Source organism: Lachnoclostridium sp. An131 (genome assembly GCF_002160825.1).
Classification (GTDB): Bacteria; Bacillota; Clostridia; order Lachnospirales; family Lachnospiraceae; genus Laedolimicola.
This window is the reverse complement of the sequence record NZ_NFLI01000001.1, coordinates 59,265-80,953: the sequence shown is the minus strand read 5'-3', so window position 1 is coordinate 80,953 and position 21,689 is coordinate 59,265. Positions and strand designations below refer to the sequence as shown.

General features: G+C 50.1%; 20 protein-coding genes. 2 read left to right on the top strand and 18 right to left on the bottom strand.

Annotation, left to right across the window (positions count from 1 at the left end; all coding sequences use genetic code 11):
- Positions 1-91 precede the first annotated feature (91 nt).
- The 5 genes from B5E77_RS00385 to B5E77_RS00365 all read right to left on the bottom strand — a co-directional run bounded on the left by B5E77_RS00385 (position 92) and on the right by B5E77_RS00365 (position 4,425).
- The gene (locus B5E77_RS00385; RefSeq protein ID WP_087163408.1) at positions 92-577 is read right to left on the bottom strand and encodes a deoxycytidylate deaminase; all 486 of its coding nucleotides are present in this window, start codon (positions 575-577) and stop codon (positions 92-94) included.
- Between the two features lie 31 nt (positions 578-608).
- The gene (gene upp, locus B5E77_RS00380) at positions 609-1,238 is read right to left on the bottom strand and encodes a uracil phosphoribosyltransferase (protein WP_087163407.1); all 630 of its coding nucleotides are present in this window, start codon (positions 1,236-1,238) and stop codon (positions 609-611) included.
- 15 nt (positions 1,239-1,253) lie between these two features.
- Complete coding sequence (rpiB, locus tag B5E77_RS00375) at positions 1,254-1,688, bottom strand: ribose 5-phosphate isomerase B (RefSeq protein ID WP_087163406.1); 435 nt, start codon at positions 1,686-1,688, stop codon at positions 1,254-1,256.
- 113 nt (positions 1,689-1,801) lie between these two features.
- Positions 1,802-2,530: an N-acetylmuramoyl-L-alanine amidase gene (locus B5E77_RS00370; protein WP_242963518.1), complete on the bottom strand. Its 729-nt coding sequence runs from the start codon at positions 2,528-2,530 to the stop codon at positions 1,802-1,804.
- 104 nt (positions 2,531-2,634) lie between these two features.
- Entirely contained in the window at positions 2,635-4,425 is a 1,791-nt protein-coding gene (locus B5E77_RS00365; RefSeq protein ID WP_242963516.1) for a glycosyl hydrolase family 18 protein, read from the bottom strand.
- Positions 4,426-4,989: 564 nt separating this feature from the next.
- Here B5E77_RS00365 and B5E77_RS00360 point away from each other — a divergent pair.
- Positions 4,990-5,733, top strand: coding sequence for an adaptor protein MecA (locus B5E77_RS00360; protein WP_087163405.1), 744 nt, complete (start codon positions 4,990-4,992; stop codon positions 5,731-5,733).
- A 140-nt stretch (positions 5,734-5,873) separates the two neighbouring features.
- Here B5E77_RS00360 and B5E77_RS00355 read toward each other — a convergent pair whose 3' ends face one another.
- Entirely contained in the window at positions 5,874-6,077 is a 204-nt protein-coding gene (locus B5E77_RS00355; protein WP_087163404.1) for a DUF1858 domain-containing protein, read from the bottom strand.
- 498 nt (positions 6,078-6,575) lie between these two features.
- On the opposite strand from B5E77_RS00355, the gene B5E77_RS00350 reads away from it, so the two are divergent.
- Positions 6,576-6,746: a DUF362 domain-containing protein gene (locus B5E77_RS00350; RefSeq protein ID WP_087163403.1), complete on the top strand. Its 171-nt coding sequence runs from the start codon at positions 6,576-6,578 to the stop codon at positions 6,744-6,746.
- A 48-nt stretch (positions 6,747-6,794) separates the two neighbouring features.
- Here the strand turns inward: B5E77_RS00350 and B5E77_RS00345 are convergent, their stop codons facing one another.
- From B5E77_RS00345 to B5E77_RS16940, 12 genes are all read right to left on the bottom strand, one after another.
- Entirely contained in the window at positions 6,795-7,391 is a 597-nt protein-coding gene (locus B5E77_RS00345) for a MerR family transcriptional regulator (RefSeq protein WP_087163402.1), read from the bottom strand.
- A gap of 191 nt (positions 7,392-7,582) precedes the next feature.
- Positions 7,583-8,926, bottom strand: a complete 1,344-nt coding sequence (dnaB, locus tag B5E77_RS00340; protein WP_087163401.1) for a replicative DNA helicase — start codon at positions 8,924-8,926, stop codon at positions 7,583-7,585.
- 1 nt (position 8,927) lies between these two features.
- Positions 8,928-9,374 (bottom strand): 50S ribosomal protein L9, encoded by a 447-nt coding sequence (gene rplI, locus B5E77_RS00335; protein WP_087163400.1) that lies wholly within the window; start codon positions 9,372-9,374, stop codon positions 8,928-8,930.
- A complete protein-coding gene (locus B5E77_RS00330) occupies positions 9,375-11,423 on the bottom strand; it encodes a DHH family phosphoesterase (RefSeq protein ID WP_087163399.1) in 2,049 nt (682 codons plus the stop codon).
- 278 nt (positions 11,424-11,701) lie between these two features.
- Positions 11,702-14,242, bottom strand: a complete 2,541-nt coding sequence (locus B5E77_RS00320) for an FAD-dependent oxidoreductase (RefSeq protein ID WP_087163397.1) — start codon at positions 14,240-14,242, stop codon at positions 11,702-11,704.
- A gap of 171 nt (positions 14,243-14,413) precedes the next feature.
- Positions 14,414-16,348, bottom strand: a complete 1,935-nt coding sequence (locus tag B5E77_RS00315) for an SUV3 family DEAD/DEAH box RNA helicase (protein WP_087163396.1) — start codon at positions 16,346-16,348, stop codon at positions 14,414-14,416.
- A 482-nt stretch (positions 16,349-16,830) separates the two neighbouring features.
- The gene (locus B5E77_RS00310) at positions 16,831-18,054 is read right to left on the bottom strand and encodes a site-specific integrase (protein ID WP_087163395.1); all 1,224 of its coding nucleotides are present in this window, start codon (positions 18,052-18,054) and stop codon (positions 16,831-16,833) included.
- Positions 18,055-18,173: 119 nt separating this feature from the next.
- On the bottom strand, positions 18,174-18,344 hold the full coding sequence (locus tag B5E77_RS16945) for a hypothetical protein (RefSeq protein ID WP_162609609.1): 171 nt from the start codon (positions 18,342-18,344) through the stop codon (positions 18,174-18,176).
- Between the two features lie 3 nt (positions 18,345-18,347).
- A complete protein-coding gene (locus B5E77_RS00305; protein WP_087163394.1) occupies positions 18,348-19,286 on the bottom strand; it encodes a DNA adenine methylase in 939 nt (312 codons plus the stop codon).
- Positions 19,287-19,327: 41 nt separating this feature from the next.
- Positions 19,328-19,972, bottom strand: coding sequence for a hypothetical protein (locus tag B5E77_RS00300; protein ID WP_087163393.1), 645 nt, complete (start codon positions 19,970-19,972; stop codon positions 19,328-19,330).
- Between the two features lie 349 nt (positions 19,973-20,321).
- Positions 20,322-21,134, bottom strand: coding sequence for a hypothetical protein (locus tag B5E77_RS00295; protein ID WP_087163392.1), 813 nt, complete (start codon positions 21,132-21,134; stop codon positions 20,322-20,324).
- 47 nt (positions 21,135-21,181) lie between these two features.
- Complete coding sequence (locus B5E77_RS16940) at positions 21,182-21,325, bottom strand: hypothetical protein (protein ID WP_162609608.1); 144 nt, start codon at positions 21,323-21,325, stop codon at positions 21,182-21,184.
- Between the last annotated feature and the right edge of the window lie 364 nt (positions 21,326-21,689).

Sequence of the window (21,689 nt, the reverse complement as noted above, 5' to 3'; positions counted from 1 at the left end):
CTCATCTTTTAACATTCCGGCGCCTGTTCCGGCCTCATGGATTCCAAAACACAGCATGCCGGCTTTCTCTTCATTCTTTCCGGTACCGTTTCTACACCTCAAGCTCGATCTTCCGCCCGGTATGCGCATAAGGCACCAGCTCCACGCCGGCTGCCCGGAACATCCGCTTGGAAGCAAGCGTCGCGGCTGTATCCGCATACTTGTCCGAGGCGTAGACCACCGTTTTCAGCCCGGCCTGGATAATAGCCTTCGCGCATTCGTTGCAGGGAAAAAGCGCTACATAGATCTTGGCTCCTTCCAGGCTTCCTCCCCGGTAGTTCAGAATCGCATTCAGCTCTGCATGTGTGACAAAGGGATATTTCGTCTCGTTGCTTTCTCCGGTTCTGGCCCAGGGAAATTCATCGTCATCGCAGCCCTTCGGAAAGCCGTTGTAGCCCATGGACAATATTTTATTATCCTGGCTCACAATGCAGGCGCCCACCTGGGTATTCGGATCCTTGGAACGCATTCCGGAAAGCATGGCCACGCCCATGAAATATTCGTCCCAGCTGATATAGTCCTGTCTTTTTTCTCCCATGAATCTCTCCTCTTTGTTTTCGGGCGCCCTGTTATTTCGTTCCGAAAATACGATCTCCCGCGTCTCCCAGTCCGGGCACGATATAGCCGTGCTCATTCAGATGATCGTCCAGGGCCCCGATATAGATATCCACGTCCGGATGCTCCTCCTGCATTCTCTTCACACCTTCCGGAGCTCCGATGATGCAGAGCAGGCGGATATTCTTTACGCCGCGCTCCTTCAGCATCTGAATCGCAGCCACCGCGGATCCTCCCGTGGCAAGCATGGGATCAACCACGAACACATCACGCTCGCTGCAGTCTGCAGGCAGCTTGCAGTAATATTCCACCGGCTCCAGCGTCTCTTCATTGCGGTACAGACCGATATGCCCCACCTTTGCGGAAGGAATCATAGCCAGCATGCCGTCCACCATGCCGAGCCCGGCGCGCAGGATCGGTACAATCGCCATTTTCTTCCCGGCCAGCTCCTTTACCGTCGTCTTGCAGATCGGCGTCTCAATCTCCACATCCTGAAGCTTCAGATCCTTTGTCGCCTCATAGGTGATCAGGCTCGCAATCTCGCCAATCATCGCCCGAAAATCTCTTGAGCCCGTCTCCCTGCGCCGGATCACTCCGATCTTATGCTGAATTAACGGATGATCCATCACTACTACCTTTGACATTTCTTTTTCCCCTCTCTAGCGTTCCTCAATTTTGCTGATTCTTCTCTTATGTCTCTCATCCCCGGAAAATTCCGTATTCAGGAAGGTGTCCACGATCTTCACTGCCAGTCCCGGGCCCAGCACGCGGCCTCCCATAGCCAGGATATTGGCGTCATTGTGAAGCCTTGTCGCTTCCGCGCTGAAGCAGTCGCTGCAAAGCGCCGCGCGGATTCCCTCATACCGGTTTGCCGCAATGGAAATTCCAATTCCTGTTCCGCAAATCAGGATCCCTTTCTCACATTCGCCGCTCAAGATCGCTTTCGCGACCGCTCTCCCATACTCCGGATAATCTACCGCTTCCTGGCTGCTGAAGCAGCCAAAATTTTTATAAGCGATTCCATTCTTATCCAGGTACGCGATTACCTCCTGCATCAGATCATAGCCGCCATGATCACATCCCAATGCTATCATGCTTTTGTCCTCCTAATGATGTGTTTTCGCGGCAGTTCAGTTTCAAACGCCGCTGAACCGCTCTCCTTATCTTTTTGAAATTATAGCATTTTTTCTGAAGCTTGGCAATGAAATTAGGCCCCGTTCATATACTTCAGAACCCCCATGTGAATCGCCCAGACCAGCTTATCCTGATAATTTTCATCCTGCAGCTTTGCGCAGTCTTCCCAGTTGCTTAAGAACCCGCACTCTACAATCACCACCGGAACCTCTGTCTTTTTCAGAAGATAATACGTATCGTTCGCCTTGGCCTGCCTGGTATTTTCCGGCTCCGCCACCCGGACAAGCTCGGACTGCAGGACACCGGCCAGCCGCTCGCTTTCCTTCGACGTGCCGTAATAGAACACCTGCGCCCCCTGAACGCTTTCCTCATGATAGCTGTTCTGATGGATGCTGATAACGCAGGCAGGCTGTTCGCTGTTGATCAGCTCACAGCGCCTCTTCATATCCTGAACCTTCTTATTCGAAGCTCCTTCATCGTAAAGCCCTTTATCCTCTTCCCTTATCAGCATCACTTCCATGTCCTGCTGCTCCAGCAGCGTCTTCAGCTTTTTCGCAAGCGCAAGGTTCAGATCCTTTTCAAACACACCGTCCACGCCTACCTTGCCAGGATCGTTTCCTCCGTGCCCCGCGTCTATCATAATCAGCCTGGACTCCTCCCTTTTCTCTCCCGTCCACGCCTCTTCCCAGAAGCTTTCCCTGGAAAAATAAAAGGCGGACGCAAGCACCAGCAGCGCCATGCCAATCCCAAGCCCCCTGCTCCCCTTCCCCAGCCTTTCTTTTATTCTGCGCAAAATTTCCATAAAAAATCCGCCATATCTTCCTTACTGAAAATATATGGCGGATTTTCCCATTTCATTCTGTCTGGATTCAGCCTGTTTACTGCAGTTCCAATGCAGAACCGTATTTAATTGACATACCGCAGAATCACATCCCAGATATCCTGACGCTCGAAGCCCAGCTTCCATGCCGAGATGCCTGCCAGATTGTATTCCTTGATCAGAGACGCCTTCAGCGCTATGGACTCCTCCTCTTCCAGCCATACCTTGTAGGTATTTCCGTCCGCTGTGTACTCAGCGTAATACTGGCCTGAGGTCTCATCCCAGGTCTTCTCTGCTCCGTTCGCCGCCAGAACCTCATCAATAGCATCCATGCCGTACGCTTTGCTGGACACCTTGACCTGAGTGCTTGTATCCGTGGCTGACAGCTCTGCCAGCTCCTCCTCCGTCAGAGGCCGTTCCTCCCAGAGCCGCGTATAGAAGGGCACCGCGTTGATGAGCTTTTCAGCCGGAACCTGCTCCAGCGCCAGCTCAATGCCCTCGCGCACCCAGTTGATGCTGGCCACGCTTCCTGCCGTCTCAGAACCGGCATAATGCTCATCATAGCCCATGAGAATCACATAGTCTACCACCGTGCCCTGCTCCTCCAGGTCATAAAACGCATTGTGATCTGCCGGGCGGTAATTGTCCACGGAAAGCACAATCCCATTCTGGCGGCACTTGATGGACAGCTCGCGCAGGAACTGCAGATAAGCCTTCGCGGAATCCTGATTGATATATTCAAAATCAATATTAAGCCCGTCCAAATCAAATTCAATCGCTCTGGCAATCAGATTGTTCACCAGCCGCTGGCGCGAAGACGTCCTGGAGAGAATCTCATAGTCCAGTATCGTATCCTTGTATTTGATGTCTTCTACCAGGGCCCAGACCTCAATATTGTTCTGATGGCAGTAATTCACATAGGTCTGGCTCGCCAGGGACTCGATATTTCCTTCGTTATCGCTCAGGAAAAACCAGGTGGGCGAAATCGTCGTCAGGCCCTTTGTGTTTGCTATCATCTCCAGCACATTGCTGTTGGCGTCAGAGTTTGTCACCTGGTGCCAGGCCATGTTGATCGTGTAATCCTTTGAGATGTTCGTATAAACCGGCTCTTCATAGTTGGAGGTCAGCGTCTCCTGTCCTGCCTCCCCCAGAAACCTGTTGCGGATGTAGCCAATAAAGCCATTGGACGTACGCACCTTCGTCCATTCTCCCACATCCTCCTCCTCCGGAAGCACGTAGAGCACATCCCCCTTCGCCACATCCGTCAGAATCGGGCTCTTGATGCCCGCACGGTAACGGACCTGGGCATTTCTCTTTACCGTAACCGTATCCACTGTGCCGAACTCGGTCGTAAGATTGACACGGTTCACCTCATCCGTCATCACCTCGTACTGAAGGCCCGTGTACTTCTGAATATACGCCAGCGCCACATATGCCGTGTCTCCGTCCACCTTCACCGGAACGTAATCCTCTGTGTAGCTCTGGCTTCCCACGGAATAGGCAGCGCTTCCCACAGCAGCTGTGATCACCTCCGTAGGCGTCGTGTACAGCAGCAGATTCTCCGCCTGATCCCAGTAGAATCTCTCATTCAGATAATCATACAGCGTATCCGTCGTTACGTACACTTCCCCGTCAATCATCCGTCCCTTGATATCTGTCAGCTCATTGTTCAGGATCACTGCTACTTCATCTTCTCCTGACACAGAATAATATTCCGTCCACGCCATGCGCTCCTTGGACGGGCTGTATTTTTCTATCAGATAGCTGATAAACATACAAGCCAGCACGGCAATGATCAGCAGCACTGCTGCCAGAACAGGCGCTATCCGTCTGTTTACCTGCGTTCTTCTCTTTTTCCTTCGTTTTTTTGCTGTCATTGCAGAATCCTCCTGTTTCCATTATCATAACAGAATTTCCGCGGTACGTCACCCCTGTTTTCGACATTTTTACACACCAGCCTTCCATAGGAGGGCCGCGGCTTTTTGCTCTGCCCGGCTCGGAGGGGCCTCACCCGGTTACATAAAGTCAAAAGCCGCAGCCTGTCCGTTTCCTCCAAAAGGAGCGCGTGATATATTATCCGAAAAAGCCGCCTTATTCTTTTTAAAATATTTTCTCTGACAATCGTGGCAATTGTGGAAATCCCACCGATATGGTGAATGAAGCTTAAGAACAGCCTGGCTTACACAGGCGTGAAACATCCGGCATGGCCGGAAAACAGATCTGGATCCGCCTCCTTTCCTTCGGCGGCTTCTTCTTTTTTATTATAGAACAGGCTGGAAGAAAATTGCAAGCCTTCCTGAAATTTCATTTTTTGTTTATAAAATCTTTATAAAAAATTGGCATTTTTCACGTATTGACTTCCGTTTAAATATTGTATATACTTTCAAAAATGTATATAATAGAAAAGAACCAGTTGATTTGCAGATTTGGATGTGAGGATTATGAGAATAGAAAAACTGAATGACAACCAAATACGCTGTACCCTGACCAGGGACGACCTGGCCAACCGCCAGATCAAGCTGAGTGAGCTGGCCTATGGCACGGAAAAGGCAAAAGAGCTGTTTCGGGATATGATGCAGCAGGCAGCCATTGAATTCGGTTTTGAAGCTGATAATATCCCGTTGATGATAGAGGCGATACCGCTTCCCAATGAATGCATCGTTCTGATTATCACCAAGGTAGAGGATCCCGAGGAGCTGGATACGAGATTTTCCAAGTTCGCCCCGGGCGGAGAAGCCTCCGGTGACGAGGCAGGCGATTTGAATGGCCTTCTTCCTGAGGGCGCCGACAATGTGCTGGATATGTTCCGCCGTTTGATCGACCGCCATCTGAAGGAAGGCAGCAGCAAGGAGGAGCAGGCCGAGGAGGCCGCCTCCCTGGCGTCGGAGCTGGACCTGACCCGCATGTATTTCTTCCCGAACCTGGACACGGTCATCTCGGCCGCCCATGTGCTTCGGGGCTACTACAAGGGATACAATTCCCTGTACCGTCTCTCCAGGGACGGCAGCTACTGCCTGGTGATTCGCAAAAGCGGGCACAGTCCTGAGGAATTCAATAAGATTGCAAATATTCTTTCTGAATATGGCACCAGCGGAAAGTACTCTTCCGCCGGCGAGGCTTATCTGGATGAGCATGAAGAAGCCATGGTCAGAAAGGAAGCGCTGCAGAAGCTCGCACTTCTGTAAGCGGCAGCGCTCAGCAGCAGAGATCGGCAAAGAATAGATACAGCGTACAAAAAAAGAGTTCCGGCCACGGAACTCTTTTTTATCTTTTCTGCCATGCCTTTTCTTAAGGCCTGCCCTCTATTCCCATTCGCGCTGAAAGCCTATACTGCCTCCAGGAACGCGTTCAGTCTCGCTACCAGCGTATCCGGATCGATGCCATGAACCATGGCCGCCTCGCCCAGACTCTCAAACTGATGCGCAGGGCAGCCGATGCAGTGCATACCTTCCCGCATCAGGATATTCGCCATATTTTCATTGACCTTAAGAACGTCTGCAATCAGCATATCCTTTGTTACCTGTGCCATTTGAAACTCCTCCTTTATCTATCTTTGCTTCGCGTCCGCGCGCAGAGAGCCAATCACTCCGCGGGACCGGCGCTATGCCTCCGGTATGGAATAGTATCTGCATATTCGCATGGTTTATTATAATCTAATTCCGAGTAATTTGCAAGGAATTCATACAGGATCTGTGCATTTTCCTGTCTGCATTTCCTTTCTGCTCCTCAGAACTCATCAATACTCCGGCTTTCGTTCCGCTGCCTGTTCCCGGGAGCCTGATCTCTGATAATAGAAAAAGCTGCCCGGCGCTTTGTACATCTTCACGTACAATCCCCTGTTTACATATTTTTCACTTGTATAATTCTCACATTTATTATAAAATACACCTGTAAACATCCCTTTAGCCGACAAAAGCGTTCACCCGTGCCGGCAGAAGGAAGTATCATAACACATAAAATTACCTGCGGGACGAAGATATCGAAGGATAGCTTCCGGCAGGAGAATAAAAAAGGAGGATTTTACATCATGGCTTATGTAATCAATGACGACTGTGTAAGCTGCGGCGCATGCGCAGAGGTATGCCCGGCAGAGGCTATCAGCGAAGGCGACGGCAAGTACGTAATCGATGCAGACGCATGCCTTGACTGCGGAACCTGCGAGGCAGAATGTCCGAACAACGCGATCAGCGCAGAGTAATCAGCGAAAACGGCGTTTACACCAAAAGTGCAGACAAAAAGGACAGGCCTATATGGTCTGTCCTTTTTTCTGTCTGAAAAAGCCTCGCTTTTTCTTCTCCTCTCCGCCCAGGAGAGCCCGTTCCTTCCGGGCCTTCTGGGAGCTTCGGATCGCCTCGTCCAGGCGGCGGAAGCGTTCATCCTCCCGTTCCTCCTTCATCCGGAGCAGGTAATCCATCTCCTTGATCACCTGGCCGCTGACCTGGGTTCCTATCTCTGCCCCCATCTTCTCCGTATGATCCTCAAGCGCTTCCGAAATCAGCCGGCTCATGATACACTGGAACTGGTGCATCTTTTCCTCCCGGGCGGCACTCTGGCTTTCCGCCGGCAGCGGCAGCTTGTCCACACGGGCAAGGAGGTGCGTGATCTCCGAATCTCCCTTTTCCAGGTCCGGAAGCAGCATCTTCACAGCCTTCAGCTGCACGCCCCGGTCCTTCAGCTCCTTGATATGCCGGAACAGCCGGATATCCTCTTCTGTATAATAACGGTGGCCCATCTCATTGCGCCCGATGGGAAGCTCCAGCTCTTCCTCCCAATAGCGGAGTACATGCGCTTCTACATCCACCAGCTTCGATGCGTCGGAAATCATATACCGTACGTCACTCATCCATATCTCCTCCAAATTATGTATATTATTTCCATATCGTTATTATAACAGGTTTACAATTATTTACAATAGGTTTGAAAAAGATTTTACATAAAATTTTACGCTGCCCCTCACAATTCCTGTGAAGGACAGCGCCTGATATTCCGCTTCTGACCGCTTTTTCCAGAGGCCTTAACCTGCCCCGGCCTTGTCTACACCGGAGGGCCCGGCTTAAAGTTTTTAAATGTGGTGTACTCCGGCATCCAGAGCAGATTGATCGTTCCGATAGGGCCGTTTCTCTGCTTCGCCACGATGACCTCCGCAAGATTCTTCAGCTCCGTATCTTTATTATAATAGGAATCCCGGTACAGGAACATCACCATGTCGGCATCCTGCTCGATGGCTCCCGATTCACGCAGGTCTGAAAGCATCGGCCTGTGCTCGGGACGCTGCTCCACGGCACGGCTCAGCTGCGACAACGCCACCACAGGCACATTCAGCTCTCTGGCAAGACTCTTCAGGCCGCGGGAAATGTCCGAGATCTCCTGCTGCCTCGATTCGGATCCTCTTCCACCGCCTGACATCAGCTGCAGGTAGTCGATCATGACAATCCCCAGATGATTTTCCAGCTTGTATTTCCGGCATTTGGAGCGCAGCTCCGCCAGCGTGATGCCTGGCGTATCGTCGATAATCAGGTTCGAGGAGGCTACCCCCTCGGCGCCCTCCACCAGCCGCTCCCAGTCGGAATCTGTCAGGTTTCCATTTCGGAGCTTCTGCGCATCCACGCCTGACTCCATCGAGAGCAGACGGTTCACCAGCTGCTCCTTGGACATCTCCAGACTGAAGATCGCCACCGTCACATTGCTGCGGAAAGCCATATACTGCGCGATATTCAGCACAAAAGCCGTCTTTCCCATAGAGGGACGGGCCGCAATCAGAATCAGGTCTGAAGGCTGAAAGCCGGAAGTCTGGTAATCCAGATCCTTAAACCCTGTGGCGATCCCCGTCACATTTCCCTTTGTGCGGGAAGCCGCCTCAATCTTCTGAATCGCATTCAGCACCACCTGGCGGATCGGAACAAAATCTCCCGCGTTCCGCCTCTGGACCAGATCGAACACCTTCTTTTCCGTCTGTTCGAGAATTGCTTCCATGGGCTCCGTGCCTGCGTAGCAGAGATTGTTAATCTCGTCGTTCAGGCGGATCAGCTTCCGGAGAGTAGACTTTTCCGCCACAATATTCGCATAATACTTTACGTTTGCGGAGGTCGGCACCTGATTCAGGATATCCCGCACAAACTCCATGCTGCTGACCTCCTCCGGCACATCCCTGGCCCGGAGCTCATTCTGCAGCGTAATCAGATCCACCGGCTCATCCCTGTTGAACAGCTCCACCATAGCCTCAAACACGATTCCATACTGGCGCTGATAGAAATCCTCCCCGGTCAGAATCTCAGACGCTACCAGCACTGCCTCCCGGTCCATAATCATGGAACCGATGACCGACTGCTCCGCCTCCAGGCTGTGAGGCATGACACGCTTGATGATTGCTTCTTCCATCTTATGCTTCTCTTACATTCACTTTCAGCTCTGCGGTTACCTTCGGGTGCAGCCGAATCGGAACCATCGTGGTTCCCAGCGTCTTGATCGGGCTGGGAAGCTGCATCTTCTTCTTGTCCAGCTCAATTCCCAGCTGCTCTAAAGCTGCCTGGGCTATTTCCTTGGAGGATACGGAGCCGAAAATCTTTCCGCCCTCTCCGGTCTTAATCGTCACGTTGACCTCCATCTCCTTCAGGCGCTCTCCGAAGGCCTTTGCCTCTTCGTAGGCTTCCTTGGCAAGCTTTTCCTCATTCGCCTTTTTCAGCTTCAAATCATTCAGGTTCTTCGGCGTCGCTTCCAGTCCCAGCTTCTTCGCAAGAATATAGTTGCGCGCATAGCCGTCGTTGACATCTACAATCTGTCCCTTCTTTCCCAGAGACTTTACATCCTCTATCAAAATAACCTTCATTTAAAATTCTCCTTCCTCATGCAGTTTATCAATCGTATGCTTCACGATCTCAATGGCTTCCTCAACCCCGCACTCCAGCTGGGCGCCCGCCATATTCATATGACCGCCGCCGCCCAGGCGCTCCATCAGAACCTGCACATTCACCTCATCGATGGAACGGGCGCTGACATACGTCTTATGCTGATAATCCGTCAGGACAACCGACGCCTTTACACCGTTGATATTCAGAAGCTCGTTGGCTGCCTGCGCGCCCACAATCGTAGGACTCTCAATGCTTTCAGCCGGGCAGACAGAAATAGCAAAGCCATGATAAAGCTGCGCATGGCGCACCGTCTCCGCCTTCGCCTTGTATTCAGACATATCACTGCGGAACATTTTGCGCACACGGGTTACGTCAGCGCCGCAGCGCCGCAGGAACGCCGCCGCCTCAAAGGTACGGACGCCCGTCTTGCTCGTGAAATTGTTCGTGTCAATGATAATTCCGGCATACAGGCAGTCTGCCTCCACAGCCTTAATCTTCAGGCCCTCGTCGAAGTACTGAAGAATCTCCGCTACCATCTCGCAGGCAGAGGACGCATAGGGCTCAATATAGGAAAGGATTGCATTGCTGATCTGCTCGTTGGTCTGCCTGTGATGGTCAAGCACGACAATGGTGGATGTCCGTGACAGAAGCTCCGGACACTCTGTATAGCTGGGCCGGTTCGTGTCCACCACGACCAGCACCGTATTCTGGTCTATCATCTCGAGCGCCTGCTCGCTGGTCAGGAACATATCCGTCTCATAAGCCGGATTGTCCTCAAAGCAGCGCTTCATAGGCCGGACAGAGGTGGTAACCTCATTGATCACGATATACGCCCGTTTCCCCAGCACTCTGGCCGCCCGGTAGATGCCCACAGCCGCTCCAAAGGAATCCGTGTCGGACTGCTTGTGCCCCATGACCATGACCTTATCGCGGCTCTCAATAAACTCCCGCAGCGCGTGAGCCTTTACACGGGCCTTCACGCGGGTCGTCTTCTCCACCTGCTGCGTCTTCCCGCCGAAATAGGAGATATTTTCCCCTTCCTTGATTACCACCTGATCGCCGCCTCTTGCCAGCGCCAGATCGATCGCGATGCGGGCGTAATCATAATTTTCCGCAAAGGTTTTTCCGCTGTAGCCAAGGCCGATGCTTAAGGTCACCGCCATCTCGTTTCCGATATTGACCGTCTTGACGTCCTGAAGCAGTTCAAACTTATTTTCCCGCATGACAGGAAGATCCTTTTCCTGAACCGCGATAAAATACTTGTCCTTCTCCATCTTCTTGACGATTCCGCCAAACGCCCCGATGTATTTGTTGATCTTCCGATCCACCAGCGCTACCAGCAGGGAGCGGCGCACCTCTTCCACCGTATCCAGCGCCTCGTCGTAATTATCCAGATAGAGAAGGCCCGCTACCAGCCTCTGTTCCCGGATCATACGGATATACCGGTTCATCTCTGTCTCGTCGAACAGGTACATGGCGATCAGATAGCCGTCATCCTCCCCGACCTCCACAAAGCTGCTGCTGTCCATGACATGATCCATGTAAACACGGCGCAGATCTGCCCGGAAGTCCTTGTCAGCGTAAGAGAAGTGTACAATTCTGCTGTCCTCAAAATCATCCTCCGGCAGCATGTCCAGCGTAAATTCCGGGAAAAACCAGGTAACGGATTTCCGCAGATTCTTTTTTCCCTTTCCGCTGGCCTCAAAAAAAGCCGTATTTCCCCACAGCACACGGCCATCCTCGTCAAGAAGCGCATACGGAATCGCAAGCTCCTTGAGAAGCTTGCGCTGCACCTGTCCATACTGGGCTGCAAAGGAAACCAGTTCGCCATAAATCTGAGGACGGTTCTTTACATACAGAAGAAGCACAACTACGATATAAATGATGAGAAATATGCTCATGAGACAGCCTGCCCGCACAGACACAAAATACATGGCAAGATTCATCACCAGAAGCAGTGCGCTCAATATGAGCGGCCACTGAACATAGCGCTTCAGCTGGCCTTTCAGTTGAACCTTTCTTTTCATGTTTTCAAAACTCCTATATTCCGGCGCATATACAGCGTACGTTCTGTGCCGGACGCTTCCCCGTTCCGGCTGCTTATGCGCGGCCTGTTACTCAATATCCCCTATTATACCACAGTTTACCTGCGGTTTACAAGGCGGCGAATCGATGATAGGAAACGAAAAAGCAGGCTGCCGGCTGCAGCCGGAAAACAAAAGCGAAAAAGATACCTTCAGCCGGATAGCGTATTCCCCGATTCCATACAGCCGAAGGTATCTTTCCTTTATCATGTCAGATTTTCTTACTTTCCAAACAGCTCGCCAAAGGAGGCCTTTTTCTCGACTGCCTCCGTCAGCTCCGCCATCCGGCTCACGTCTCCGATCAGAATCACGCCGCAGAGACGGTTGTTGCGGAAATAGTATTTCTCATACTGCTTTCTCGCCGTATCCTTGAACTCCACTGTCTTGTAGACCAGATCCGGGTTGGAGCCATTATCTCCGATGGAATACAGGGCTGTGTTCATGCCATGGAACGACAGCGCCGCCGGAACGGTCGTGTACTCCAAGGCCTCACCGGCTGCATTCGCTCCGGCTACCCTGCCCTCTTCCACAGCCTGGGGCCAGATCGCATAGTTGACGCCCTGGTACTGGGCGCAGTCTCCGCAGGCATATACATCCTCCGCGCTGGTCTCCATACGGCTGTTTACCACAACCGCACGCTCCGTCTCGATCCCGGCCTCTTTTGCTATCGCCGCATTGGCGCGCACGCCGCAGGATACGATGACAAGCTGCGCCGGAAATACCCGGCCGTCGCCGAGACGCACGCCTGTCACATGGCCGCCGCCCTCAATCGCTTCAATCTGCACGCCCGTGTGAATCGTAATCCCCTGGGCCTCGCTGATGGCCTTAATCATCTCGCCGGCGTTCTCATCCAGCTGGCGTCCCATCAGCCTCGGAGCCAGCTCCAGAACCGTCACCTTACAATGGGCCTTCTTAAGCTCCCAGGCGGCCTCGAGTCCCAGCACGCCGCCGCCGATGACGACTGCCTCCTTCGTCTGCGGCAGAAGCTCCGCCACCTTCTGCGTATCGGCCAGACGGCGGATCGCAATGACCTCCGGCTGGTCTGCGCCGGCAATCGGCGGGATAAAGCACTCGGAACCAAGAGCGTAAATCAGCTTCGTGTATTTGAATTTCGCGCCGTCAGCCGTGTGGATCTCCTTCTTCTGCGTATCGATGGAGACCACATTTTTTCCAAGCATCTGAAATACATGATTTTCCTCATACCAGGAGGGCTCCTGTACTGCAATCTGAGCTGCGTCCAGTCCGGCCACCAAAGACTTGGTCAGCATCGGGCGGTTGTAGGCCGGGTACTCCTCATTGGAAATCATATAGATGGAGCCTGTCTTGTCCCGCTCCCTGATCGCCTGGGCGGCGCTTATTCCTGCGGCTCCGTTTCCAATGATGGCATACATGTTTTCCGTATCCTTACGGTATGTGGTATTCTCTGCCTCCACCGGCACAAAGTTCTCCTTTCCTACGCCGCAGACCGGACAGATCTCCATGGAGGAATCGAAAACCGCGCCGCATACGAGGCATTTTACCAGCGTGGATTTTGCAGATTTCTTCTTCGGATTTTCCTTATCCTGAAGCAGGCATCCGAAATTATAGCCGTAGTCATAAGCATTCAGCAGATCTACCTCACCGGGCTTGAAGCGCACCCGGAAGCCCTCGTCCGGCACGCGCATCCGCAGCTGCTTCAGACGCTCGATCATATGGGGCACGCCCTCCCCGGACCAGCCGTAGCTTCCGAACGCGCTGGCCAGCTTGCCCCCATGGGTAGCCGCAAAAATGGAGGTCGTCAGATCCCAGATCGGCTTCAGTGCCTCTCCCACAATCGTAGGCGTACCAAGCAGGATGCCGTCTGCAAAGCCCAGCTCCTCGAGAACCTTCGCCTGATCTGCCGTCACCATGTCATAGGCGCGCACATCGACGTCGCCGCTGTCCTCGATACCCTTCGCGATCTGCTCTGCCAGCTGGCCGGTATAGCCGTACGCGCTTACATAAGGAATCACCACGGTCTTCTTCTGATTCGGATTTACGACCGTGCACCACTCCTCATAGGTGTTGTACATCTTGTCGATATCAGCGTCCAGCACCGGGCCGTGCCCCGTACAGATCATGGAGACATCCAGCTCCCTCACCCGGGCCAGGGCCTGCAGCATAAAGGGCTTGAAGGGTCCGATAATGCAGTCGAAATAATATTTCGTCGCTTTCCAGTAATCCTCCTGATTCGTCACCCTGCTCACCAGGATATCCTCAAAGGAATAATGGGATCCGAAGGAGTCACAGGTCACCAGCGCCTGCTCTTCCTCGATATAGGTGTACATGGTGTCCGGCCAGTGCAGGTTCGGCACATGCAGGAAACGGAGCGTAATATTTCCGATTTTCATTTCCTGCTCATCCTTCACAGCGATGCTGCAGAAGTCACCATTTACAATATTCTGCAGGAAAGAGACGGCAGTGGGGGTGGCAATAATTTTAAGCTGCGGATTCAGCTCCAGCAGCCTCTGTACGCTGCCCGCGTGATCCGGCTCTGTATGGTTTACGACGAGATAATCAATCTTCGTCACATCCACAATCTCTTTCAGTTCCTTCAGATAATCGTCAAAAAACCTTTCCTTGACCGTCTCAAAAAGGATGGTCTTATCTCCGGCCTTGTAAATATAGGAATTGTAGGTCGTACCGAATTCCGTGTACATGATAATGTCAAACACACGGAGCGTATCATCCAGAATTCCGGCCCAGTAAAAATTCTCGCGAAGCTTCAGCGCTTTGCTCTGCATCTCTCTTCCTCCTGTTCTTCACAGCAGTACGCCGCCTTTCCATCCGGAGCAGTTCTGCCGGAAGCGCCGCATACCGCATATCATATTGACTGTTCCTTTCCGATATTTTTATTATAACCACAGAAAAAAGAAATGTTTGCCGCATTTGCAACTTTTTATCCCGTACTCCGTCTATTTCTTTTCATAGCACCGGTCGCATACCTGAAACGGCGATCCCAGGGGCAGCCGCTTTCCGCAGTAGCGGCAGCGGGCGATATAGTTCTGCTTTCCCTTCGCCAGGTAGCTCATAATCCTCATCTCTGTCTTTTCCCGCTCGGCAGCCAGCCATTCCTCATCAATTTCCTTCTGCATCCGGTGGGAAAACTGATAATAAAGGTCAAGCTGCTTATAGTAGGTCTCATACTGAAGAATCCCGCCCTTTTTCTCCCGGTGGAGTGCCGGGCGTTCCAGAGAGACGTCTGCCGACCAGGTCTTGCAGTAGTCAAGCCACAGAGACACAACCCTGCGGTCCTTGATATCGATGGGGCAGGTAATCATCCGGTACAGAAGATGCTTGTTCTCAAAGCCGTCAATCCTGTTCCGGCACTTCTTCGCCTGCTCATAAAGGTACAGGGCCTCATCAATATTTTCCTTCACAAACGGCTCTGAGGGCGTTACGGAATACCAGACCTTCATCAGCTCGTCCAGAGGCGCGTTGATATCCAGCAGCACCTGCGGGAAGCCTAAGTTCACTTGGGTCAGGGGCTCCTCCGGAGCGTCAAAATTCTCCCGGATATACTCCAGCTCCTCTTCTCCCATGGCATTCACATAGCCCTTGTCATAGATACCGAAGCGGCCTGCACGGCCTGCGATCTGCTTGATCTCCGAGGTCTTTAAGAGACGCCTGCTGGTTCCGTCAAACTTGTCCGCCTGCAGAAAGACAATCCTGCGCACCGGCAGGTTCAGTCCCATGCCGATGGCGTCCGTAGCCACCGCCACCTTTGTCTTCCCCCTGTTAAACAGGCGGGTCTGCCGTCTCCGGATTTCCGGCGGCAGGCTTCCATAGATGACGCTGGAGCTGACGCCCGCCTCCTCCAGGCGGCCTGCCACATCCAGCACAGATTTCTTGGAAAATGCGATGAGAGCGTCTCCCTCCTGCACATCATCCGGGAACACAAAAGGCCTGTCCTCGCAGATCAGCTCCGTCTTGCGCTCGTAACGGCTGATCTCACAGCTGTCCTTGCAAAGGCCAATCAGATGACAGACAACCTGTTCAGCGGCCGGACTCATACAGATATGGATTTCCTTCGCCCGCAGACCCAGGATCGCCTTGGTCCAGGAATGGCCCCTGTCCGTATCTGCCACCAGCTGAGCCTCGTCAATGACTGCGATATCATAATTTTCATCAAAATCTGCCATCTCGATCGTAGAAGCCGTCACCCGGCTGTTCTCTTCCTCGATACACTCCTGGCCGGTGCGCATCGTGCAGGGGACGCCCATCTCGTTCATCCGCTCGTAAACCTCCAGTGCCAGAAGCCTCAAGGGCCCCAGGTAAACGCCGCAGGAGGCCTCCTTCAGGCGTTCCAGCGCATGAAAGGTCTTTCCGCTGTTCGTCGGCCCGATATGCAGGATAAAATGGCGGCGCAGCTCCCGGACCTCGGCAAACTCCATTTCCGGCCGGGCCGGAACCAGCTCCAGAATTTTATTTTTTACCTTGTAACGGCGGAACCTCGGATACAGGGCAAACAGGGTTTCTGAACAGATCGCCCCCGGCATGGTCCTTCTGAGCCAGGCCAGGAACTCGCCGTTCACTCCCTCCCTCTGGTCCTCCAGAAGCATTCCCAGATCAAGGGCTGCCAGCTTCGGTATCATCTCGGTATTGATTTGCTCTATGAGCTCCGTCCGGTTTCTCCGGTAGGCGTACGCCGCCACATTTTTCAGCTGCCTGTGCAGATCCTCCAGAACCTGGCTGTTGGTCTGATAGGGCCTGGCCCTGCGGAATGCCCGCTGCAGGTTCTTCACTCTGGACTGGATCACCGAATCCTTTACGGAGCTTTTGCTCTTCTTCCGCGCAGCCTGCTCATATTCCTCTATATAAAACTGATTCAGCTTTTTCTTTTGAATCATCTGGTTTTCCTCTTCTTTTTTCTTACGTTTTCTCCCCACTTTACTACGTTTTAAGCCATCTGTAAACTCCAAATTTACAAACCATTCGCCATATGCTATACTGACCTCACGGAAAGTCAGAGCACATTTAGGCGGCCTGCCCTCCACTTCGGAGGGGCTGAACCCTCCGGACCATTAGGAAAAGATCTTCAGGGGCAGAAAATAGCCGCCACTACTCCCAATAGTGACGGCTGAAATTTAACTTTATTCTGTCTGCTCTTAGTCCATTACGTAGGGCATCAGAGCTAGACCAATCGCGCCCATTACCGTTCCCGCACCCTGCTTACATTTTCCCCATTTTGCCCGGTTTTTCCGTCAGCCTATGGAACCCTATATAGCCGTTCCTGCACCCTTTTTTACCCCAGTTCTGCGTAAAAGTTGTGTCAAAACGGCCTTTTTTACCTCGTTTTTCTCTCCGATTTTATCACGTTTTGAGTCAGATTTCAAAGGATTTTTATAATCCCCTCCAAGGTCTCCTTACTGGTTTTCTTAAGCTGTTCTGAAATGTGGGTATATATATCTATGCTCGTTTCCACCTTTGTATGCCCCAGCAGATTCTTCAGGGTTACATAGTCCACATTTGCCTCTACAAGTCTTGTACAGAAGGTATGCCGCCACCAGTGCGGCGTATGGTCTGGGATCAGCACAGGCTCCCGCCCTTCCTCCTTTGCCTGCTCCCTTTCCTCTGCATTGGCCTTTTTAATTAGCCTTTTCAGGGAAGTCCTAAACCCTTCATGGGTGAACGGATTCCCCAGCTTTGTTGTAAACACAAAGTGTTTCCAGCCGTCTATGCAAATGTCGTCCCGTATGCGCAGTTCCTTCTGGTACTTCTTCTGTTCCTTCAGCATTTCTTCTACTTCTGAGGTCATTGGGATTTCCCTGTTAGCCGCCTTTGTTTTCGGCGTTGTGATAAAGAACTCATGCCCGTTTCCCTTGTTTTTATAGCTTATTGTGTGATCCACCCGTATCACATGCCGCTTGAAGTCCACATTGTCCCATGTCAGCCCCAGAAGCTCCCCGCACCGGAGACCTGTTCCAAGCCCTGTCACAATCGCCGGAAGATAGATGTGGTATTCTTCATCCTTCTTCAGGAAATTCACAAGGCGGCTCACTTCTTCCTTTGTCAGGCTGTCCCTGGTCTCCGGCGGCTGGCCTTTCACAAACTTCATAATGTCACCCGCTGGATTATAGGTAATCGCCTGATCGTAAACAGCCTGCTGAAAACAATTAAACAGCATAGAAGCCAGAGAAGCAAGCGTCTTATGAGCTAATTTCTTTTTCTGCGCCAACTCCTGAAAATGACTTACCACCTTTGCATGAGTAATATCTTCCAGGCACAGGCTCCCCAACATCCCAAAATTCTTCACATACCAAGTATAATAGTTAATCATGTTCCGGTAGCTCATTTCCTTTATATTGTTCTTCTTATAGATTTCCAAGTACTGAAAATACCACTCGTTCAGTGTCAGCTTTTTCAGATCCACATCCACGCCCTTAGCCGCGTCCAGCTTATGCTTGGAAATCCTCTCCTTCATCTCATTCAAAGTCTTTGCATACAAATATATGGATTTCCCATTGATCTGCTCCCTGTACAAATACCTTCCGTCTGCCCTCTGCGTCACGCCCTGCGGCAGTACCCTTCCATTGCGGTCTTTTCTTTTCACCATCGTTTTATCCTCCGTTCTGCTCTGCTCTTATGAATCAATGCGGCCCGGTATCAATTCCGGGCCGTTTCCTTTTTCTGGAAGCGATTGTAACGCCGTTTCCCATTCGTTGCAAGACAAATTTACTCGGATTCCTCCTCAATCAGCTTGCGGAGCTTTTCCACATTCCACCTCAGGGCATGTCCTATCCTGACCTTAGCTCCTGCCCTCTCTCCGAATGATACTGCCCGCCGCCTCCCACAGCCCAATGCCTCCATGAGTTCCTCTGTCGTTATCAATAGCCTGATTTCCATTTCTTAGTCCCCCTTTACTGCTCCATACTCTCTCAAACTGATACAACGCCCCGCAAAATCCGACATCGTGTAGTTCACCCAGATAAACTCTTTTGCTGGTGGCTTCTTCCCGTTTTTGGAAGGGGCCGCAGTCTTTTTTGTGTCAGCCAGCTTATAGCACTTCCAGCCATAGGGCAGGAGGTATCGGTCATACAAGGTTTGTTCTGTTACATCATCAAATCGATAGCCGGAGAGGATAATCTTGCACTTAGCGTCCTTAATAAGTTCTACAAGTTCCCTATGAGCTTTCTGGCTCATTTCATTGCCTTCTCCATAAGCCCTTATTGCACTGGCATTCCGCTTATCATGCTCATAAGGCGGATCCAGAAACAGAAAAGCGTCCTCATTGTCCTTCAGTTCTCTTATCACGTCCAGAGCATTTCCATGCCGTATCTCAACATTCTCCAGCCGTTCTTGTGCCCTTGTCAGATTTCTGACACTCCTTTTCCTGAACCCCTGAACATTCTTGAGGTTCTTCTTGCTGTAGCTGTTTCTCGTATTATTAAAGCTTTGTGTTATCAGGATAAACTCACACAGGGCACGTTCTACGCTGATGTACTGCGGCTTTTTTCCTTCCTGATTCTTGTCCCAAGACTCCTTAAAACTTTTTGCAGCCTCAAATTCTTCCTCCGAGCAGTTCATTGACTTGATTTGTTCAATCAGTTCTTTCCCTGCTCTTTTGTCCTGTAATGTCTTAAAGAAGCATACAAGCCCATAATCGGTATCGTTCAGTATTTCTCTGTTACATCTGATATGATTCAAGGTCAAAGCCGCTGAGCCCATGTATGGCTCACACCATACATGGCACTTCGGCACCAAACCAAGCAGTCTCATAGCAAACCTAATCTTTCCACCATACCAAGCAAATACAATAATAAAAAGTTTTGATATTAATGATCTCATTTCTAGTTCTCCTTTTCTTCGTCCGTATATAAGATTAAAGATTATGACAGGCGGATTTTCCAACACCGAAAACCCTTGGAAGGCATACGCTTTACATGAGAAGGTCGCTTTTTTTTCTCATCCTCACTCTTGCTCTTACTAAATTCAAATATGCCAGCCATTAATAAATTATCTTGAAGCTCATCCTTTGTGCACTTCCAGCCCAGATCCTTTATCATTTCGTCAATGTACGTTGACCTAATATAACCGTATCCCTTGCTAATTAATATGCTCACCCCGTCCTCGCCGTAGGGCTTTTCGTTATTCTCACGAATATATTGAATTACCCTCTTTGGAACCTCCTGAGCAGGAGGAATATTGTCCAATACAACCAGATTCTCCTGCAACACTGGTGTTGCCTCTTTAAGAACATTCCACATGTTCTCTAAATCTTCTACTTCAAATCCTCCAGCTACTCCTAATAAAAACTCCAAGCAGTCATAATCTCGATTGCTGTTGTACTGAAATGCATTCACATAATAGAAATTTCCTTCAGGCGTTTTTACATGTATAATATATGTCCACTTCAGCCCAGCTTTTTCCTCTTTAAGACGTGCATAAACTCCATAGCCTTTCTTGCTTATCCCCAGTTCAACTCCAAACATAGTGTCAGTCTTTAAAGTCACTCCCTCATTAATGTTACTCATCACTTAATCCTCCTGTATCTACCTTTTTGCAAAGAGGTTCGATTTCAGACCTTCGCGTCTCATATATGCCTGAGACGCTCCTATGTGCACATTCGGTTGTCTTTCGGTTTTGTTCCTCTTGATGTACTTATGATACATTTTTTCCGATATATTGCATATTCCGATTCCAAATTTTATATATTTTGTCACACTTTATTGTATTTTTGTAATGCTATTGTTTTTAAAATGTCACGCCTTTATTTTCCCCTGTATATACCATAAAAAGAGAAGGCGAATATGATGTTCATACCGTCATATTCGCCTTCTCTTTTTTTCTATTTTTACTTGCTTTTTATATGCCTTTTCCCTCTCAATGGACTATTATCAAGGCATTTACATACTCATAATGCTTTTTTAATAGTGTTTGATACTTCCTTAATGTATTAATATTTTCCCCTTTCCAATCTTTACAATTAGTTTCTTCCAGGCATTTCATCAATAAACTTATCTCATCTACCCCTCTCAAGGGTTCCCCATAATAGAAATAGTGACAAATTTTATATAATGGATCGTTCATGTCCAAAATTTCATCCCAGTTTTTTGCCACTTGTTTTAGCTTCTCTGTCATTTTATATGTTATTTCACCTTTGTAAAAACTTATTTGTTTATCTTCTCTTGTCGTATCAGCCTTCTTACCTTCTTTTTCCGCTTTTTTTTGTTTGTTCAATTTAATTTTTTGATAGCGTTCCAGTTCTTCAAAGATCCTCTCTGCTCCTTTATACAGCACTACTTTGCTCTCATCTATGACCTCATCATTAAAACTAGCACCATACTTACCAAAAAAGAACTTTTTCCAATCATCATCACTAACGTCGGGAATCTCAAAATGCTCTTGACTGTTTTTTTCAAAGTATTTTCTATCAATCTTAAAAGTCTTTACAATGCGCTCTGTATCATCCTGAGTTAATTGAAAACCAGAACCGTTATTTATTCTGGATATCTTCTGCCTTGACATGTTCACGCCCTCAACCGCAAAAGTAGTCCTCGGAAGATTTGGAGCTTTTTTTATATACTTGTACATACTCCTGATAAGATACAGATTCACTCTTACCCATAATTGTTTTCCTTCTTCGTATAAGTCCGACCTTTCTTTTGTCTGCTCTTTCCCATTTTTCCCTGCCATAACATCAACCTCCCTGCTTTTCATCATACCATGGAACCTTAGAAAAATCACCCGGTATTTAATGCAGGAAAGGCCTGCAGGAAATCCTTTGGCACCCTGTCCGGCTCTCTTTCTCTCAACCTGTCAGCCTCAAGCGGAAATCTTTTATTTCTTTTCCATTTTCCTATAATAATTGAAAGCTGATGAATCACTTAACTTGTCTCCATTATGCAGAAAGGAAATCCCTGCTTTCCATTTTCCCTCTATACCTGTCACTGTCTGCATATCACTTCACTTGCCACTATGGAGCCGGAAATAGAATCCTTTTTTCCTCTTATCCACTACAGGACATGACTGCTTCTACCCTACTCACCTGCCGCCATGGGGACAGAAATAAAATCCTATTTTTCATTTTCCTACTATAGAATGTGACTGCCTCAGCCCTACTCACTTGCCGCCGATAAGTCTATGAAAAAAATCTTTTTTCTCATTTTCCTATATAGCTTGACTGTTCCCCCGTTTTTCACGGCTTCATCCGGCAGGGCAGTATCACTGCTTTTTCATCTAAAGTCTTTT

Coding starts and splice junctions, on each gene's coding strand:
- rpiB (WP_087163406.1), bottom strand. CDS start 1,688: ATGATAGCATTGGGATGTGATCATGGCGGCTATGATCTGATGCAGGAG.
- upp (WP_087163407.1), bottom strand. CDS start 1,238: ATGTCAAAGGTAGTAGTGATGGATCATCCGTTAATTCAGCATAAGATC.
- B5E77_RS00355 (WP_087163404.1), bottom strand. CDS start 6,077: ATGGCACAGGTAACAAAGGATATGCTGATTGCAGACGTTCTTAAGGTC.
- B5E77_RS00360 (WP_087163405.1), top strand. CDS start 4,990: ATGAGAATAGAAAAACTGAATGACAACCAAATACGCTGTACCCTGACC.
- B5E77_RS00300 (WP_087163393.1), bottom strand. CDS start 19,972: ATGAGTAACATTAATGAGGGAGTGACTTTAAAGACTGACACTATGTTT.
- B5E77_RS00305 (WP_087163394.1), bottom strand. CDS start 19,286: ATGAGATCATTAATATCAAAACTTTTTATTATTGTATTTGCTTGGTAT.
- B5E77_RS00310 (WP_087163395.1), bottom strand. CDS start 18,054: ATGGTGAAAAGAAAAGACCGCAATGGAAGGGTACTGCCGCAGGGCGTG.
- B5E77_RS00350 (WP_087163403.1), top strand. CDS start 6,576: ATGGCTTATGTAATCAATGACGACTGTGTAAGCTGCGGCGCATGCGCA.
- B5E77_RS00370 (WP_242963518.1), bottom strand. CDS start 2,530: ATGGAAATTTTGCGCAGAATAAAAGAAAGGCTGGGGAAGGGGAGCAGG.
- B5E77_RS00345 (WP_087163402.1), bottom strand. CDS start 7,391: ATGAGTGACGTACGGTATATGATTTCCGACGCATCGAAGCTGGTGGAT.
- B5E77_RS00330 (WP_087163399.1), bottom strand. CDS start 11,423: ATGAAAAGAAAGGTTCAACTGAAAGGCCAGCTGAAGCGCTATGTTCAG.
- dnaB (WP_087163401.1), bottom strand. CDS start 8,926: ATGGAAGAAGCAATCATCAAGCGTGTCATGCCTCACAGCCTGGAGGCG.
- B5E77_RS00320 (WP_087163397.1), bottom strand. CDS start 14,242: ATGCAGAGCAAAGCGCTGAAGCTTCGCGAGAATTTTTACTGGGCCGGA.
- B5E77_RS00295 (WP_087163392.1), bottom strand. CDS start 21,134: ATGGCAGGGAAAAATGGGAAAGAGCAGACAAAAGAAAGGTCGGACTTA.
- B5E77_RS00365 (WP_242963516.1), bottom strand. CDS start 4,425: ATGACAGCAAAAAAACGAAGGAAAAAGAGAAGAACGCAGGTAAACAGA.
- rplI (WP_087163400.1), bottom strand. CDS start 9,374: ATGAAGGTTATTTTGATAGAGGATGTAAAGTCTCTGGGAAAGAAGGGA.
- B5E77_RS00385 (WP_087163408.1), bottom strand. CDS start 577: ATGGGAGAAAAAAGACAGGACTATATCAGCTGGGACGAATATTTCATG.
- B5E77_RS00315 (WP_087163396.1), bottom strand. CDS start 16,348: ATGATTCAAAAGAAAAAGCTGAATCAGTTTTATATAGAGGAATATGAG.
- B5E77_RS16945 (WP_162609609.1), bottom strand. CDS start 18,344: ATGGAAATCAGGCTATTGATAACGACAGAGGAACTCATGGAGGCATTG.